This window comes from Allofustis seminis DSM 15817 (genome assembly GCF_000374325.1).
GTDB classification, from domain to species: Bacteria; Bacillota; Bacilli; order Lactobacillales; family Carnobacteriaceae_A; genus Allofustis; species Allofustis seminis.
The window spans coordinates 99,035-114,383 of record NZ_KB894079.1; the positions used below are offsets into that span (position 1 = coordinate 99,035).

15 protein-coding genes are annotated in these 15,349 nt (G+C 37.8%); all 15 read left to right on the forward strand.

The window, feature by feature from the left end; genetic code table 11:
* Positions 1 to 5 precede the first annotated feature (5 nt).
* The gene (gene nusA, locus C231_RS0100470) at positions 6 to 1,196 is read left to right on the forward strand and encodes a transcription termination factor NusA (RefSeq protein WP_018658689.1); all 1,191 of its coding nucleotides are present in this window, start codon (positions 6 to 8) and stop codon (positions 1,194 to 1,196) included.
* A 12-nt stretch (positions 1,197 to 1,208) separates the two neighbouring features.
* Entirely contained in the window at positions 1,209 to 1,508 is a 300-nt protein-coding gene (gene rnpM / locus C231_RS0100475; protein ID WP_018658690.1) for an RNase P modulator RnpM, read from the forward strand.
* The gene (locus C231_RS0100480) at positions 1,498 to 1,800 is read left to right on the forward strand and encodes a L7Ae/L30e/S12e/Gadd45 family ribosomal protein (RefSeq protein WP_018658691.1); all 303 of its coding nucleotides are present in this window, start codon (positions 1,498 to 1,500) and stop codon (positions 1,798 to 1,800) included. Before rnpM ends, C231_RS0100480 begins: the two co-directional genes overlap by 11 nt.
* A 15-nt stretch (positions 1,801 to 1,815) precedes the next feature.
* Complete coding sequence (infB, locus tag C231_RS0100485) at positions 1,816 to 4,119, forward strand: translation initiation factor IF-2 (RefSeq protein ID WP_018658692.1); 2,304 nt, start codon at positions 1,816 to 1,818, stop codon at positions 4,117 to 4,119.
* A gap of 19 nt (positions 4,120 to 4,138) precedes the next feature.
* On the forward strand, positions 4,139 to 4,492 hold the full coding sequence (gene rbfA, locus C231_RS0100490) for a 30S ribosome-binding factor RbfA (protein WP_018658693.1): 354 nt from the start codon (positions 4,139 to 4,141) through the stop codon (positions 4,490 to 4,492).
* Between the two features lie 109 nt (positions 4,493 to 4,601).
* On the forward strand, positions 4,602 to 5,525 hold the full coding sequence (gene truB / locus C231_RS0100495; RefSeq protein WP_018658694.1) for a tRNA pseudouridine(55) synthase TruB: 924 nt from the start codon (positions 4,602 to 4,604) through the stop codon (positions 5,523 to 5,525).
* On the forward strand, positions 5,526 to 6,476 hold the full coding sequence (gene ribF / locus C231_RS0100500; RefSeq protein WP_018658695.1) for a riboflavin biosynthesis protein RibF: 951 nt from the start codon (positions 5,526 to 5,528) through the stop codon (positions 6,474 to 6,476).
* Between the two features lie 120 nt (positions 6,477 to 6,596).
* A complete protein-coding gene (hrcA, locus tag C231_RS0100505; RefSeq protein WP_018658696.1) occupies positions 6,597 to 7,658 on the forward strand; it encodes a heat-inducible transcriptional repressor HrcA in 1,062 nt (353 codons plus the stop codon).
* 28 nt (positions 7,659 to 7,686) lie between these two features.
* Positions 7,687 to 8,244, forward strand: coding sequence for a nucleotide exchange factor GrpE (gene grpE, locus C231_RS0100510; RefSeq protein WP_018658697.1), 558 nt, complete (start codon positions 7,687 to 7,689; stop codon positions 8,242 to 8,244).
* A gap of 24 nt (positions 8,245 to 8,268) precedes the next feature.
* Positions 8,269 to 10,107: a molecular chaperone DnaK gene (gene dnaK / locus C231_RS0100515; protein ID WP_018658698.1), complete on the forward strand. Its 1,839-nt coding sequence runs from the start codon at positions 8,269 to 8,271 to the stop codon at positions 10,105 to 10,107.
* Positions 10,108 to 10,193: 86 nt separating this feature from the next.
* Positions 10,194 to 11,357: a molecular chaperone DnaJ gene (gene dnaJ / locus C231_RS0100520; protein ID WP_026314264.1), complete on the forward strand. Its 1,164-nt coding sequence runs from the start codon at positions 10,194 to 10,196 to the stop codon at positions 11,355 to 11,357.
* Positions 11,358 to 11,777: 420 nt separating this feature from the next.
* Positions 11,778 to 12,308, forward strand: coding sequence for a hypothetical protein (locus C231_RS0100525; RefSeq protein WP_018658700.1), 531 nt, complete (start codon positions 11,778 to 11,780; stop codon positions 12,306 to 12,308).
* Complete coding sequence (locus tag C231_RS0100530; RefSeq protein WP_018658701.1) at positions 12,275 to 12,664, forward strand: hypothetical protein; 390 nt, start codon at positions 12,275 to 12,277, stop codon at positions 12,662 to 12,664. The genes C231_RS0100525 and C231_RS0100530 overlap by 34 nt, the downstream gene beginning before the upstream one ends.
* 17 nt (positions 12,665 to 12,681) lie before the next feature.
* A complete protein-coding gene (locus C231_RS0100535; RefSeq protein ID WP_018658703.1) occupies positions 12,682 to 13,290 on the forward strand; it encodes an immunoglobulin-like domain-containing protein in 609 nt (202 codons plus the stop codon).
* A gap of 198 nt (positions 13,291 to 13,488) precedes the next feature.
* On the forward strand, positions 13,489 to 15,318 hold the full coding sequence (lepA, locus tag C231_RS0100540; protein WP_018658704.1) for a translation elongation factor 4: 1,830 nt from the start codon (positions 13,489 to 13,491) through the stop codon (positions 15,316 to 15,318).
* Positions 15,319 to 15,349: the final 31 nt, after the last annotated feature.

Here is a 15,349-nt window from a genome sequence, read left to right on the forward strand (position 1 = left end):
AAAGAATGAACGAAAATTTAGTGAAAGCGTTCGAAGCTTTAAATCAAGAAAAAGGTGTTTCTATTGAAATTATAAAAGAAGCTTTAGAAGCCGCACTAGTATCTGCATATAAAAAACACTATGGCACTAGCCAAAATGTTGAAATCGTTTTGGATGAAACGAAAGGGGAATATGCAGTTTATCAATTAAAAGAAGTTGTTGAAGAAGTAACGGATTCACAACTGGAAATATCTTTAGCAGAAGCAAAAGAAATGAATCGTGCCTATGAACCAGGAGATATTATTCGTTTTGAAGTTACACCTAAACAATTTGGACGAATTGCTGCACAAACAGCTAAGCAAGTGATTACGCAAAGATTACGTGAAGCAGAAAGAAATGTGATCTATAACGAATATATTGAATATGAAGGAGAACTTCTTAATGGTACTGTTGAAAGAATAGACAGCCGATTTGTCTATGTAAATATTGGAAAAATTGAAGCGGTAATGTCTGTCCGAGATCAAATGCCAGGTGAAGAATATCATATTCATGACCGCATTAAAGTCTACGTTAGTAAAGTTGAAGATTCCATGCGCGGACCACAAATATTCGTCTCCCGAACTAATCCCGGGCTGATCAAACGACTATTTGAACAAGAGGTTCCTGAGATTTATGAAGGTATTGTTGAAATTGTTTCTATTGCCCGAGAGGCAGGGGATCGTTCTAAATTAGCGGTGACAGCTCACGATGCTAACGTAGATCCAGTAGGTACCTGTGTTGGACCGCGGGGTGCTCGCGTACAACAAATTGTAAATGAGCTTCATGGTGAGAATATCGACATCGTACAATGGGACAAAGATCCCGCCATATTCATCAAAAATGCACTAAATCCAGCAGAAGTTTTAGCTGTAACATTCGATGAGCATGAAGAAAGAGTATGTACAGTCGTAGTTCCTGACAATCAATTATCACTTGCGATTGGACGTCGCGGACAAAATGTTCGCTTAGCGGCAAAATTAACGGATTATAAAATTGATATCCAACCACTTTCAGAAAGTGATGTAGTCATTGAAGAAATGTCAGCTGATACATCAGAAGAAATATCACCATTTTTTGAAGCACTTGCAGATTTCGATTTCGGTGAAGAGGATCAAGAAGAGCCAAAAGACTTTTTTGAGACAATTCAAGATAAAACGGATGACGAATTAGAAGAATAGAGGTACTTTGCGATGAAGAAAAAAGAACCTTTAAGAAAATGTGTCGTGACTTTTGAACGCAAGAGTAAAAAAGAGTTAGTGAGAATTGTTAGAAATTCAGATCAAAGTGTGTCAATTGATCCAACGGGTAAGAAAAATGGTCGAGGTGCTTATGTGAGTTTAGATGTTGAAGTAGCGAAAATAGCTAAACAAAAAAATGCATTAGCGCAAGCACTCAATGCAAAAGTGACAGAAGAATTTTATGACGAATTGATTGATTATATTGACTATCAAATCGCTAGAAGAGAATTATTGAGACAAAATGAAAAATAAACAAAAAGCATTAAATTTGTTGGGACTGGCAATGAGAGCAAGAGCACTTACAACGGGAAGTGCCGTAGTATTGGAAGCCATTCGAAGTGGCAAAGCAAAATTAGTAATCATTGCATCCGATGCCAGTCAGAATACGAGAAAGCAATTTTTAAATAAATGTGAATATTACAAGATTCCTTATTATATTCATTTTACCCAATGCGATATAAGTCGGGCCATTGGGAAGGAAAGGATGGTATGTGCATTCACAGATGATGGATTTGCTAGATCCTTTAAAAAATTGCAGATGTGAAAGAAAGGTGATTCAATGAGCAAAAAACGCGTCTATGAATTTGCAAGAGAACTCAATATTGAAAGTAAAGATGTCCTAAAAAAAGCAAAAGAATTGGGCATTCAATTTAAATCACACATGTCTTCTATGGAAGATGATGAAATGATTAAAGTACGCCAAGCTTTTCAGAACAAATCTGAAATGAAGGCTGAGAAAAAGAATATCTCAAAAGATAATCGCTCAAAAGCAAATCGTCCTAAAGAAGAACATAACCAAAAGAATAAAATGTCTAAGGGAAATAAAAAAGCAAATAAAAAATCTACCAAGCAACCTCATGATAATCGTTCAAAACAAAAACAAGAATCGGCTAAGTCGAAAAAAGAAAATCAGCATCCGAAGAGAACGACAAATGAGCAGGAAAGACAAGAGTTGAAAAAAGATCGCCAAAAACAAAACCAAAGTAAAAAACAATCCAGACAATTTCGTGGTATTAATGGTGGACCAGCAGGAAATCGCCGCAAAAATAAACGAAATAAAAATCAAGGAAGACCAGCACCAGCTACTCCGAGAAAAGATAAACCACTACCAACATCTGTTGAATACACAGAAGGAATGAATATAGCGGAATTATCTAAAAAAATTCATCGTGAACCAGCGGAACTTGTCAAGAAATTATTTTTATCTGGCGTAATGGCTACTCAAAATGACTCACTTTCAAAAGATGCAATTGAATTATTATTGCTAGATTATGGCATTGAGCCGATTGAAAAAGTTGAAGTAGATGTGACAGATTTCGATACATATTTTGATCAAGAAGTTGACGAAGATAAATTAGTGTCGCGTCCAGCAACAGTGACAATTATGGGACATGTCGATCATGGTAAAACGACCTTGCTTGATACATTGCGCGAGAGTAGTGTAGCGGAAGGTGAAGCAGGTGGAATTACGCAACATATTGGAGCATACCAATTAAATGTTCATGGTGAAACGATTACATTCTTAGATACCCCAGGGCATGCTGCATTTACTACAATGCGTGCGCGTGGAGCAGATGTGACGGATATCGTTATTATTGTTGTTGCTGCTGATGATGGTGTCATGCCACAGACAGTTGAAGCCATTAACCATGCGAAAGCTGCAAACGTTCCGATAATTGTAGCAGTAAATAAAATTGATAAGCCAGCTGCCAATCCAGATCGGGTAAAACAAGAATTAATGGAATATAATCTTGTTCCTGAAGAGTGGGGTGGGGACACCATTTTTGTAGAAATATCTGCTAAATTTAATCAAAATATTGAAGAGTTGCTCGAGATGATTATTTTGGTGGCAGAAGTTTCTGAGCTAAAAGCTGATCCATCACGTCTTGCATTAGGAACTGTTCTTGAAGCAAGATTAGATAAAGCGAAAGGCCCTATTGCAACGGTTCTTGTCCAGCAAGGAACGCTACACCAAGGGGATCCGATTGTTGTAGGGACGGCATTTGGCCGAGTGCGTACGATGACTGATGACAAAGGCCGCCGAATCAAAGATGCAGGACCATCAACTCCTGTAGAAATTACTGGGCTCAGCGAAACGCCACAAGCGGGAGATCGTTTTGTTGTATTTGAAGATGAACGAACTGCACGACAAATTGGTGAAGCACGTGCCACGCAAGAGATTGAATCCATGCGTAAGAATACAAATAAAGTTACGCTTGAAAACTTATTTGAAAGTTTGGAAGAAGGCGAACTGAAAGAAGTTAATGTCATCATAAAAGCAGATGTTCAAGGTTCTACCGAGGCATTAGCCAGCTCGCTCCAAAAAATTGATGTTGAGGGCGTTAAAGTGAATATTGTTCACACAGGAGTTGGCGCTATTAACGAAAGTGATGTAACTTTAGCAAGTGCAAGCAATGGTATCATCATAGGTTTTAACGTTCGTCCAACGACTATCGCAAAAGATGCTGCAGAACAAGAGCAAGTAGAAATTCGTACATATCGTGTTATCTATGATGCAATTGATCAAATCGAGTCCGCTATGAAAGGCATGCTTGATCCAGAATATGAAGAAAAAGTTATCGGAACTTTAACGGTTCGTGAAACATATAAAGTTTCGAAATTAGGAACCATTGCGGGCTGCTATGTAAATGATGGCGTAATTCGCAGAAATAGCTCCGTTCGCCTTATTCGTAATGGTATCGTGATTTATGAGGGTGAATTAGGCAGTTTGAAACGCTTTGAAAATGATGCCAGTGAAGTTTCTAATGGCTACGAGTGTGGACTTACAATAGAAGGGTATAATGATATAAAAGTAGATGACCAGATTGAAGCATATGAAATGGTCGAAATTGTAAGACAATAACATAGGAATAGGTGATTAAATGTCTAACCATCGCCAAGGAAGAATTGCACAAGAAATTTTGAAACGTGTGACACAAATCTTAAATGAAAATGTGCGTGATCCACGTGTAGAAGGTGTTACACTGACAGATGTAGAAGTTACAGGAGACTTACAACAAGCAAAAGTTTTTTATAGTACATTGGACGATAGCGATAAGAAAAAAGCTGCAACACAAGAAGGTCTAGAACAAGCAAGTGGCTTAATTCGTAAGGAATTAGGGCAATACTTGACAACCTATCATACACCAGAATTGTTATTCCGCAGAGATGAGTCGCTTGAGTATGGCAATCGAATTGATCAACTACTCAAACAACTACATAGTGAAAATGAATAATATAATAAAAGGAAGTCATTGTGGCTTCCTTTTTTTGATAGAAATTCAAAGGGAATTCATAAGAACTATGGTAGAATAAACAAGAAGTATACAGAAATGAAGTGAAAGTATGGACGGAATTTTACCAATTTGGAAAGTTAAAGGAATGACGAGCCACGATGTAGTGAATAAAGTACGCCATTTATTTCATACTAAAAAAGTTGGACATGGAGGAACATTAGATCCTGATGTTGAAGGCGTGTTACTGATTGCAGTGGGTGCCTCAACTAGAGCGTTGGAATTTATTTTAGATGGTAATAAAGGCTATTCAGGAGAGATAACGCTTGGCTTTTCGACCACTACGGAAGATAGCAGCGGCGAGATTGTCGAAAGAAAAGCGGTCGGTAAAGAAGTGAATGAAGCGTCCATTGATCAAGCAATGCAGACATTTATCGGGAATGTAGCACAGACACCGCCACTTTATTCAGCTGTTCGAGTGAATGGCAAGCGATTATATGAATATGCTCGCCATAATATTCCTGTTGAACGTCCCGTCCGTTTTGTTGACATTTTTTCATTTAAGCGAACGAGTGATATTAGCAGACCAACTTCTGATACGCTTTGTTTTCAATTTGATGTGTCATGTGGAAAAGGGACATATATACGAACCCTTGCAGTAGACTTGGGAGATAAGTTAGGTTATCCTGCTCATATGTCCCAATTAACGCGAACAGTTGCCTCACATATTACACAGGCACAAACCCTTACATTGGAAGAATTAGAAAAAATTATTCAACAACAAGGAATGGAAGCAGTTCATCAATATTTTATACCTTTAAAGAAAGTATTGAATCGTTTTGATCAAGTTGAGTTAACGGACGAAGCGTTTTCTAAAGTGAAAAATGGAAGTGTGCTGCCAATTGATTATTTTGGTAAAAAAACATTTCCATTAGTGATGACATATGCACAGCATGTGGCAGCAATTTATATTGAACATCCGAGTCGGCCGGAATGGATGAAGCCGAAAAAAGTTTTCCCGCAAGAGGTGGAATAAATGCAGCGAATTCAATTAAAACATCCTTATGATCCTACTCAAATAATAAAAGAGCCGATTGTGTTAATTTTAGGATACTTTGATGGTGTTCATATCGGACATCAAGCAGTGATAGCTAAAGGAGTTGCTACTGCACGCCAGAAAGGTATTAAGGCTGCGCTAATGACATTTAATCATCCACCTCGAATGGTCTATCAGCCACTTGAAGATGGTCAACTGACCTTGCTAACTCCTCCACATTTGAAATATGAAAAAATGGCTGAACTTGGCATTGATATTCTATATGAAGTGGAATTCACTGCGGACTTTGGCCATCAGACACCGCAAGAGTTCGTCGATCGCTATATTGTTGACTGGCATAGTGTGGTAGTTGTTGCAGGATATGATTACACCTATGGAAAAAAAGAAATTGCTACAATGGAACATCTTGCTTATTATGCTCAGGACCGCTTTGAGATTATGACTGTTCCAAAGCAAGTTATAAACGGTAAAGATGTGAGCTCTACACTTATTCGTCAGTACTTATTAGAAGGTCGTCCAGAAGACGCAAATGAAGCGCTGGGCTATCCCTATAAGACATCTGGAACAATAGTCCATGGGAAAAATCGTGGTAGCAAACAACTCGGCTACCCAACGGCCAATATTTTGTCGGATCCATATACTCTGATTCCAGAAGTGGGCGTATATGTCGTACGGATGAAAGTAAAGGGTATATGGTATGAGGGTATGGCATCAATTGGCTATAATGTGACATTTGGCCCTAATCACTCTCAAACAGTTGAAGTACATTTATTCCATTTTAAAGATGAAATTTATGGTGAAGAAGTAGAAGTAGAGTGGCTCCATTATATTCGCCCAGAACAAAAATTTGCATCAATTGATCAATTAATACATCAGCTGGAATGTGATGAAATTTTTTCAAAAAAATGGCTCAAAAATAAGATGAATTAGCAGCTAACTATTGACACTGCTAATGAATCATGTTAAATTAATACTGTAATTAGCACTCAAATTATTTGAGTGCTAATTTGTTGGAGATAATTGGCTTATAGTATGAGAGGAAGTATTGATATGCTTACTGCAAGACAATTATTCATTCTTCAAAAAATAATCGAAATCTACACATTAACGGGCGAACCAGTAGGCAGTAAAGTACTAGCGCAAGATGAGCAACTATCTGTGAGTTCGGCAACTATTCGAAATGAGATGAGTCATTTAGAAGATTTAGGCTTAATTGAAAAGATGCATAGTTCAAGTGGACGAATTCCTTCGATAGAAGGTTTCCGTTTTTATGTGGCCAATTTAATGCATCCTAAAGCGCCGAGTCTTTCTGAAAAGCAACAAATTACTCAATTTATTCAAACGTCAACACATTCATTGAATGATTTGTTCGATCAGACGGCTTCATTGCTTTCAAGTTTGACGAATTATACAGTAATTATCTTAGGTCCCCAATCCCAAGATAATATCTTAACGGACTTAAAGCTACTGGCCGTTAGCAATGAGCAATTTTTACTCATTATGGAATTTGATGAGGTTGATTTGAAAAGCCATCTCTTCCGCTGGCCAAGTTCTGTCAGCAAAAAAGATTTACAAGTTGTAACTAACGTGTTGCGTAAGTTATTACTAGGCCGACCTTTACGGGAAATATATAACAAGCTGCAGCATGAAGTTCCGCTAGTTTTGGATAAGATATTTTCTAAACAGTATGAGAATAAATTATTTGCGGTCATTAAATATTTATTGAACAAGCAAGAAGATGATCAGATTTATATATCTGGTAAAGGTAATATTCTCGATTTTATGGAAGAAATTGATGCTGCAAAAGTGAAGGATATTTATGGTTTGCTTGAGAATGAGAGTGGTTTGAAGTCACTGCTGCTTCCTTTTGATCGCCAACAGGAAGTCAATATTCAGATTGGTGCAGAGCTCTCTTCGCGATTATATGATGATCTGTCGATGATGACGACTTCATATAACTTAGAAGAAAATCGCACAGGGCTGATTGCCATATTAGGTCCGACGCGTATGAGTTATGATCTGACACTTGGCATGATGAATTATTTAAAAGATGAATTAAAAGCAAAATTAATGAATGATTATTTTAATGAAGATGATCGATATAAAACATAAAAATAGTGAATAGAAGTGAGGGATTAAATTGTCTGAAAAGAAAATCAATCCAAAGCATGATGAATCTGAGGAGCGAGTAAAAGATAATGAACTTGAAGCTTCTAACGAGCAAACGCCGCAAGAGGAAATTGTTACGAATGAGTTGGAACAATTAGAACAAAAAATTGATGATTTAGAAGATCAGAATTTGCGTTTGCAAGCAGAAATTCAAAATATTATAAAGCGCAATCAAAAAGAGCGCGAACAATATGCAAAATATCGTAGCCAAGATCTGGCTTCGGCAATATTACCTGTTATGGATAATTTAAATCGCGCATTGGAGATAGAAGTCGATGATGAGTCAGGTCAGGCACTCAAAGATGGAATAGAAATGGTACGTACTGGTTTTTTAACGGCACTAGATTCACAAGGCGTTAAAAAAATGGACTGTTTAAATGAACCCTTTGATCCTAATTTTCATGAAGCCTATACAATGGTTGCAGCGAAAGAAGGACAAGATTCTGGAGTGATTGCAGAAGTTTTTGAAGAAGGTTATATGATTCATGACCGCATTTTACGTGCAGCAAAAGTTGCTGTGACGAATTAAATAGATAAAAGGAGTTTGAGCATTATGTCTAAAATTATTGGTATTGACTTAGGAACAACTAACTCTGCCGTTGCAGTATTAGAAGGTGGAGAACCTAAAATTATCGCAAACAATGAAGGAAATCGTACGACACCATCAGTTGTCGCTTTTAAAAATGGTGAAATTCAAGTTGGAGAAGTTGCAAAACGCCAAGCCATTACGAATCCGAATACTGTCATGTCAATCAAACGATACATGGGAACGGATCATAAAGTGAATATTGATGGAAAAGAGTATACACCACAAGAAATTTCGGCATTTATTTTACAACATCTAAAAGGTTATGCTGAAGACTATTTGGGAGAAAAAGTAACGAATGCAGTTATTACTGTTCCAGCATACTTTAATGACTCACAGCGTCAAGCAACACGCGATGCTGGAATTATTGCGGGATTAAAAGTGGACCGTATCGTGAATGAACCGACTGCTGCAAGTTTGGCTTATGGACTAGAAAAAGTAGATGTTGAAGAAAAAGTTTTAGTCTTTGACTTAGGTGGAGGAACTTTTGACGTTTCTGTATTGGAATTAGGTGACGGTGTCTTTGATGTGCTATCGACAGCGGGTGACAATAAACTTGGTGGCGATGACTTTGATGAGAAAATTATCGAATATTTAGTAGCCGAATTCAAAAAAGATAATGGTATTGATTTATCTCAAGATAAAATGGCACTCCAACGCCTAAAAGATGCAGCTGAAAGTGCGAAAAAAGAACTTTCAAGCACAAGCTCAACACAAATTAGCCTACCATTTATCTCAGCAGGCGAAGCAGGACCACTACATTTGGAAGTTACATTGACACGTGCAAAATTTGATGAATTAACCCATGAACTTGTTGAACGTACAAAACAACCATTACGTCAAGCTATTAAAGATGCTGGAATTACAACTAGCGAAATTGATGAAGTAATTCTCGTTGGTGGTTCTACACGTATTCCTGCAGTTATCGAAGCTGTCAAACAAGAAACTGGCAAAGAACCGAACCGTTCTGTAAACCCAGACGAAGTTGTTGCGATGGGAGCTGCAGTTCAAGGGGGCGTTATTTCTGGTGATGTGAAAGATGTCGTATTGCTAGATGTTACACCACTTTCTTTAGGAATTGAAACGATGGGTGGCGTATTTACAAAATTAATTGACCGCAACACGACGATTCCTACGAGCAAGTCGCAAATCTTTTCAACGGCAGCAGATAATCAGCCTGCAGTAGACATTCATGTGCTTCAAGGGGAACGCTCAATGGCTGCTGATAATAAAACTTTAGGCAGATTCCAACTAACGGATATTCCACCTGCCCCACGTGGTATCCCTCAAATTGAAGTTACTTTTGATATTGATAAAGATGGAATTGTAAAAGTATCTGCTCAAGATAAAGGAACTGGTAAACAGCAAAATATTACGATTAAATCTTCAAGTGGCTTAGATGATTCAGAAATCGAACGTATGGTAAAAGATGCAGAAGCTAATGCGGAAGCAGACAAAAAACGAAAAGAAGAAGTCGAGTTACGTAATGAAAGTGAACAATTAGTTTTCCAAGTCGAAAAAACCTTGAAAGACTTAGAAGGCAAAGTAGACGAATCAGAAATTAAAAAAGCTGAAGAAGCACGCGATGCACTTCAAAAAGCACTGGATGCAAATAATAATGAAGAAATTAAAGAAAAACGCGATGCATTAAGCGAAATTGTTCAAAACTTGACAGTAAAACTTTATGAACAAGCGCAAGCGGCACAACAACAAGAAAATGCTGGCAATACGGCTACTGACCAGACAGCAAATCAAAAAGATAATGTTGTTGATGCTGATTTTGAAGAGGTAGATGACGAAGAATAATATAATATTGAGCCAGAAGCTTTCTTTTGGCTCAATATTTATGATAATTCTTCCGAACAATTGATGGAAGTAAGCGAGGGATTTTGTTGGCTGAAAAAGCAGATTTTTATGATATTTTAGGCGTCGGTCGTGATGCAAGTGATCAAGAAATTAAGCGGGCTTACCGCAAATTATCAAAAAAATATCACCCCGATATCAATAAAGAAGAAGGCGCCGAAGAAAAATTCAAAGAAATTACCGAAGCATATGAAGTACTCTCAGACGAAAATAAAAGAGCTGCCTATGACCAATACGGCCATGCCGGAGTAAATTCTGGTTATGGTGGAGCAGGTGGCGGTTATGGTAATTATGGCGGATTCGGTAATTTTGGTGGCGGTGGTGACGCTTTTTCTGGATTTGGTGATATTTTCAGTGACTTATTTGGTGGTGGTCAATCAAGCTATGATCCCACAAAGCCACAACTTGGTTCGGACTTAGAATATGTTATGGATTTAACATTTGAAGAAGCTATCTTTGGAAAAGAAGAAGTCATTACCTATGCTCGCCTAGATCAGTGCAAGACTTGTTCAGGATCCGGTGCAAAACCTGGTACACATCCAGAAGTCTGTTCGGAATGTCATGGTCAGGGTAGAGTGAATATCCAACAAGATACGCCATTTGGTCGTATTATGACACAGAGAACATGTCCAGTATGTAATGGCCAAGGCAAAGTCATTAAAGACAAATGCTCAACCTGCCATGGGGAGGGTCTGCAATCCACTTCCCACCAAGTTAAAATTAAAGTGCCCGCTGGAGTTGAGACAGGACAACAAATTCGTTTGCGCGGACAAGGTAATGCAGGAAAAAATAATGGACCTTATGGGGACTTATATGTCGTCTTCCGCGTGAAACCATCAGATATCTTTGATCGTGACGGATCCAATATTTATTACACTTTAACAATTAATTTTGCTCAAGCAGCACTCGGTGATGTTATTGAAGTTCCGACTGTCAATGGAAAAGCAAAATTAAAAATCCCAGCTGGAACTGCTTCAGGTACGATGCTACGAATGAAAGGTCAAGGCGGTCCTAGCTTCCGAACGGGAACCGTAGGCGATCAGCTGGTCACAGTGAATGTTGAAGTTCCAAAAAAACTAAATGAAAAGCAACTGGAAGCGGTACGTTTATTTGCTAAAGCAAGTGACTTGCATGATATTCAAGAAGAACCAGAATCATTCTTTTCAAAAGTAAAAGATGCATTTAAAAAATAAAAGAAAACCCACAACAATGTGAATGATTTTCATCAATTGAACGAAAATTATCGACTAAAGTTGTGGGTTTTTTTGTGTCGCATTATAAGAGTGATAGGCAGAAAATTAAAGTAGCGAAAAAGGATAATAATTTTACTATAAAAAATTACTAAAAGTAAATGAACATTATTTAAATCATAAAGCCTAAGAAGCATGATACACCGACTTTTAATGGGATTAGAGGTCAGATTAAAATGTGTATTTTTGAAATTATAAAATAACAAGCCAAAATAAAATGACGAAAATAAATAGAGATCATTTAAAAAAAGATAAAAGTTTTCTAAAAATATATTGCTTTCTATATATATATATATAATGGATATAACTTTTTTAATTTATAAAAAGTAATTCATCCTACTTAAAATATATAGAAAGGTAAAGATGGATATGAAAAAGATTAGAAAGTACTTAACGATGCTATTGTTGATGCTGGTTGCAATATTGGCGTTGCAAAAAGATATTGTCCAAGCCACACCTGATGCTGAAGAAGATCAGTTGCTCAATGTATTCCATCATCAACAAACTCTCGAGGATAATCGAGTGGACCCTTTGGGTTCTTCTGCTAAGATAGGCATTGACTCACTTGAAAATCTAGAGGATATTAACAAAGTACAGGACAATTCAAATGGTTCCATATATATTCATCGTGGTAAGATAGTGTTTGATTACGAAATAGAGAAGGTGCGTGGTGAATATGCGCGATATGTTTCGGTTTGGGCGGAATTTATCGGGCATAATGGGTACGAAGGAACGATTAAAAGTATTAGTGTAAGAGGCCAAAAGTTCAATGTGAATGATAAGAACTGGGGAAGCCGTTCTAACCCCAATGTATTCAGAGTAAAATATGACGGTCCATTGACTTTTACAGGAGTTGATAGTTGGGGGGAGTGCATGAGACTGATATTTCTGTAGTTGGTATTGGGTTACCGTGGATTAAAGCTTCGGATGCGACTATTGAATTAAGCAAGATTGCTACTCTCACAAAAGAAGATGTATTGAAACTTGTGAAAGCTTCTGCAACGGACGAGCTTGATACTGATTTAACTAAATATATTGAGCTGGGCGATGACGCATTTAATAAAGTGAAAGCCTTGAACCGTCCCGGTCAACAGACAAGGGTGGAATTGGCAGTAACTAAGTCTCACTGGGGGACCTCAACCTTAGAACATCCGTGGGCTACAGTGAGGGTTACAGTGAGTGTGGTTGAAGATAACACCCCTCCAACACTTGAAGTGGCAGATAAGACAATTATAGCGGGGACGAGTTAGACCTCCATACGCTAATAGTGAAAGCAGAAGATGCAGAAGATGGTCCTGACCTTAAGGATAATGTTGTAATTGATGCAGGCAACTTCGATCATACAAAAGTAGGCACATATGAGATCACCTTTACTTTGACAGATAAAGATGGTGCAACTGTTACGAAAAAAGCTACCGTAATAGTCAATCCAAAAGCAATGGTCCTCAATCATACCCCAACACTTGAAGTGGCAGATAAGACAATTATAGCGGGGGATGAACTTGACCTTCGTACGCTAATAGTGAAAGCAGAAGATGCAGAAGATGGTCCAGACCTTAAGGATAATGTTGTAATTGATGCAGGTAACTTCGATCATACAAAAGTAGGTACATATAAGATCATCTTTACTTTAAAAGATAAAGGCGGTGCAACTGTAACGAAAAAAGCTACCGTAATAGTCGCTGAAAAAGAACCTATTGATCTAAATACTGGCAGAAATTCTAATAAAAAAGAATTGACACCAAGAGAAGAGGATCATCAAGAAGGTATGATATTACCAAAAACAGGAATGCATACTAAATCCGTTCGATATTTTGGATTATTTGGTGCATTGGGTGTCCTTCTTGTAGTATTCAATCTAAGAAAAAAAGAATAAGTATAATATTAAAATAAAATATTTCTGAATTGGTCGACATTTGAGCTGGGTATGATAAAGTTCAAATGTCGATTTTTTATATGTGGTGTGCTATTGTGGATTATGGTCATTTTATGAGGTTGTGCTTCATATTGAAAGTTATGAAAAACATTGATATAATAGTAAAGTGATGGATTTTGAATAAGGAGAAGTGAATAGATGATTGACAAGGAAAAAATTCGCCAGCGACAAAAACATATGCGAAATTTCTCCATTATTGCTCATATAGACCATGGGAAATCGACTTTGGCTGACCGTATTCTTGAATTTACGGATACCATCGCCGATCGCGAAATGGAAGACCAGATTCTCGATTCTATGGAACTCGAACGTGAACGTGGCATTACGATCAAATTAAATACGGTGGAAGTTGTCTACAAAGCAAAAGATGGCGAGACCTATTATTTGCATTTGATTGATACCCCAGGACATGTCGATTTTACTTATGAAGTTTCTCGAAGCTTGGCGGCTTGTGAAGGCGCCATCTTAATAGTGGATGCGGCACAAGGCGTGGAAGCCCAGACCTTGGCGAATGTTTATCTAGCACTAGATAATGATCTGGAAATTTTGCCAGTCATTAATAAGATTGATTTACCTGCTGCTGATCCCGAAGCAGTCGCTATGCAAATTGAAGAGATTATTGGACTAGATACGGCGAATGCTGTCCAGACAAGTGCTAAATCTGGGATTGGAATTGAAGATGTCTTAGAACAAATTGTGAAATATGTTCCAGCACCAGAAGGAGACATAGATAATCCTTTGCAAGCGTTAATTTTTGACTCTGTTTATGACTCTTATCGCGGAGTTGTGTTAAGTGTAAGAATTAAAGAGGGCATTTTGCAAACAGGTGATGCCATTCAATTGATGGGATCGGGCAAACGTTTTGAAGTAACAGAAGTGGGTGTCTTCTCACCAACGCCAGTAGCTCGCGATTATTTAGCTGCTGGAGAGGTAGGATATGTTACTGCTAATATTAAGACAGTCCGCGACACACGTGTAGGGGATACTATCACACTTGTTGATAATCCTGCTGAAAAAGCATTACCTGGCTATCGCCAGATGACGCCTATGGTGTTTGCTGGACTTTATCCATCAAGTTCGGATGATTATGAAGATTTACGTGAGGCACTTGAACGCCTTCAACTCAATGATGCATCATTACATTATGAACCTGAGACATCGCATGCATTAGGCTTTGGATTCCGTTGTGGATTTCTAGGGATGCTACATATGGACGTTATTCAAGAACGTTTGGAGCGAGAATTCGATATTGATCTGATTACGACAGCTCCCTCTGTTATCTATCGTGTAAATAAGACAGACGGTACAATGGTCGAAGTCTCAAACCCTAGTGAGATGCCTAAGCCAACAGAGATTGATCATATTCAAGAACCATATGTTAAAGCTACTGTAACGGTTCCTAATGATTATGTAGGGGCTGTCATGGAGATCTCACAGAGAAAACGTGGTGAATTCGTAACTATGGAATATTTGGATGATATTCGTGTGAATGTTATCTATTTATTGCCACTATCTGAGATTGTCTTTGATTATTTTGATCGACTAAAATCAAATACTAAAGGCTATGCCTCATTAAGTTATGAGGAAGCGGGTTATCGTGAAAGTAATCTCGTAAAAATGGATATCTTAATCCATGGTGAGCCAGTTGATGCCTTGAGTTTCATAGTTCATAAGGATAGTTCCTATGAAAGAGGACGTGCAATTGTTGATCAATTACGAAAAACAATTCCGCGTCAACAATTTGAAGTGCCTATTCAAGCGGCGATTGGTCATCATATCGTGGCGCGTTCAACAGTCAAAGCTTATCGCAAAGATGTTACTGCCAAGTTATATGGTGGAGACGTAACACGACGCCAAAAACTTCTAGAGAAACAGAAAAAAGGTAAAAAACGCATGAAAAATATTGGTAGCGTAGAAGTTCCTCAAGAAGCATTTATGGCGGTATTGAATTTAGATGATGAGAATTAATAGATATTGACTCACTGATCGACTAGTTTCC

What these genes read in the sequence shown, in the direction of transcription:
- lepA (WP_018658704.1), top strand. Translation starts at nt 13,489, where the DNA reads ATGATTGACAAGGAAAAAATTCGCCAGCGACAAAAACATATGCGAAAT.
- C231_RS0100525 (WP_018658700.1), top strand. Translation starts at nt 11,778, where the DNA reads ATGGATATGAAAAAGATTAGAAAGTACTTAACGATGCTATTGTTGATG.
- rbfA (WP_018658693.1), top strand. Translation starts at nt 4,139, where the DNA reads ATGTCTAACCATCGCCAAGGAAGAATTGCACAAGAAATTTTGAAACGT.
- truB (WP_018658694.1), top strand. Translation starts at nt 4,602, where the DNA reads ATGGACGGAATTTTACCAATTTGGAAAGTTAAAGGAATGACGAGCCAC.
- infB (WP_018658692.1), top strand. Translation starts at nt 1,816, where the DNA reads ATGAGCAAAAAACGCGTCTATGAATTTGCAAGAGAACTCAATATTGAA.
- ribF (WP_018658695.1), top strand. Translation starts at nt 5,526, where the DNA reads ATGCAGCGAATTCAATTAAAACATCCTTATGATCCTACTCAAATAATA.
- C231_RS0100480 (WP_018658691.1), top strand. Translation starts at nt 1,498, where the DNA reads ATGAAAAATAAACAAAAAGCATTAAATTTGTTGGGACTGGCAATGAGA.
- dnaK (WP_018658698.1), top strand. Translation starts at nt 8,269, where the DNA reads ATGTCTAAAATTATTGGTATTGACTTAGGAACAACTAACTCTGCCGTT.
- rnpM (WP_018658690.1), top strand. Translation starts at nt 1,209, where the DNA reads ATGAAGAAAAAAGAACCTTTAAGAAAATGTGTCGTGACTTTTGAACGC.
- hrcA (WP_018658696.1), top strand. Translation starts at nt 6,597, where the DNA reads ATGCTTACTGCAAGACAATTATTCATTCTTCAAAAAATAATCGAAATC.
- nusA (WP_018658689.1), top strand. Translation starts at nt 6, where the DNA reads ATGAACGAAAATTTAGTGAAAGCGTTCGAAGCTTTAAATCAAGAAAAA.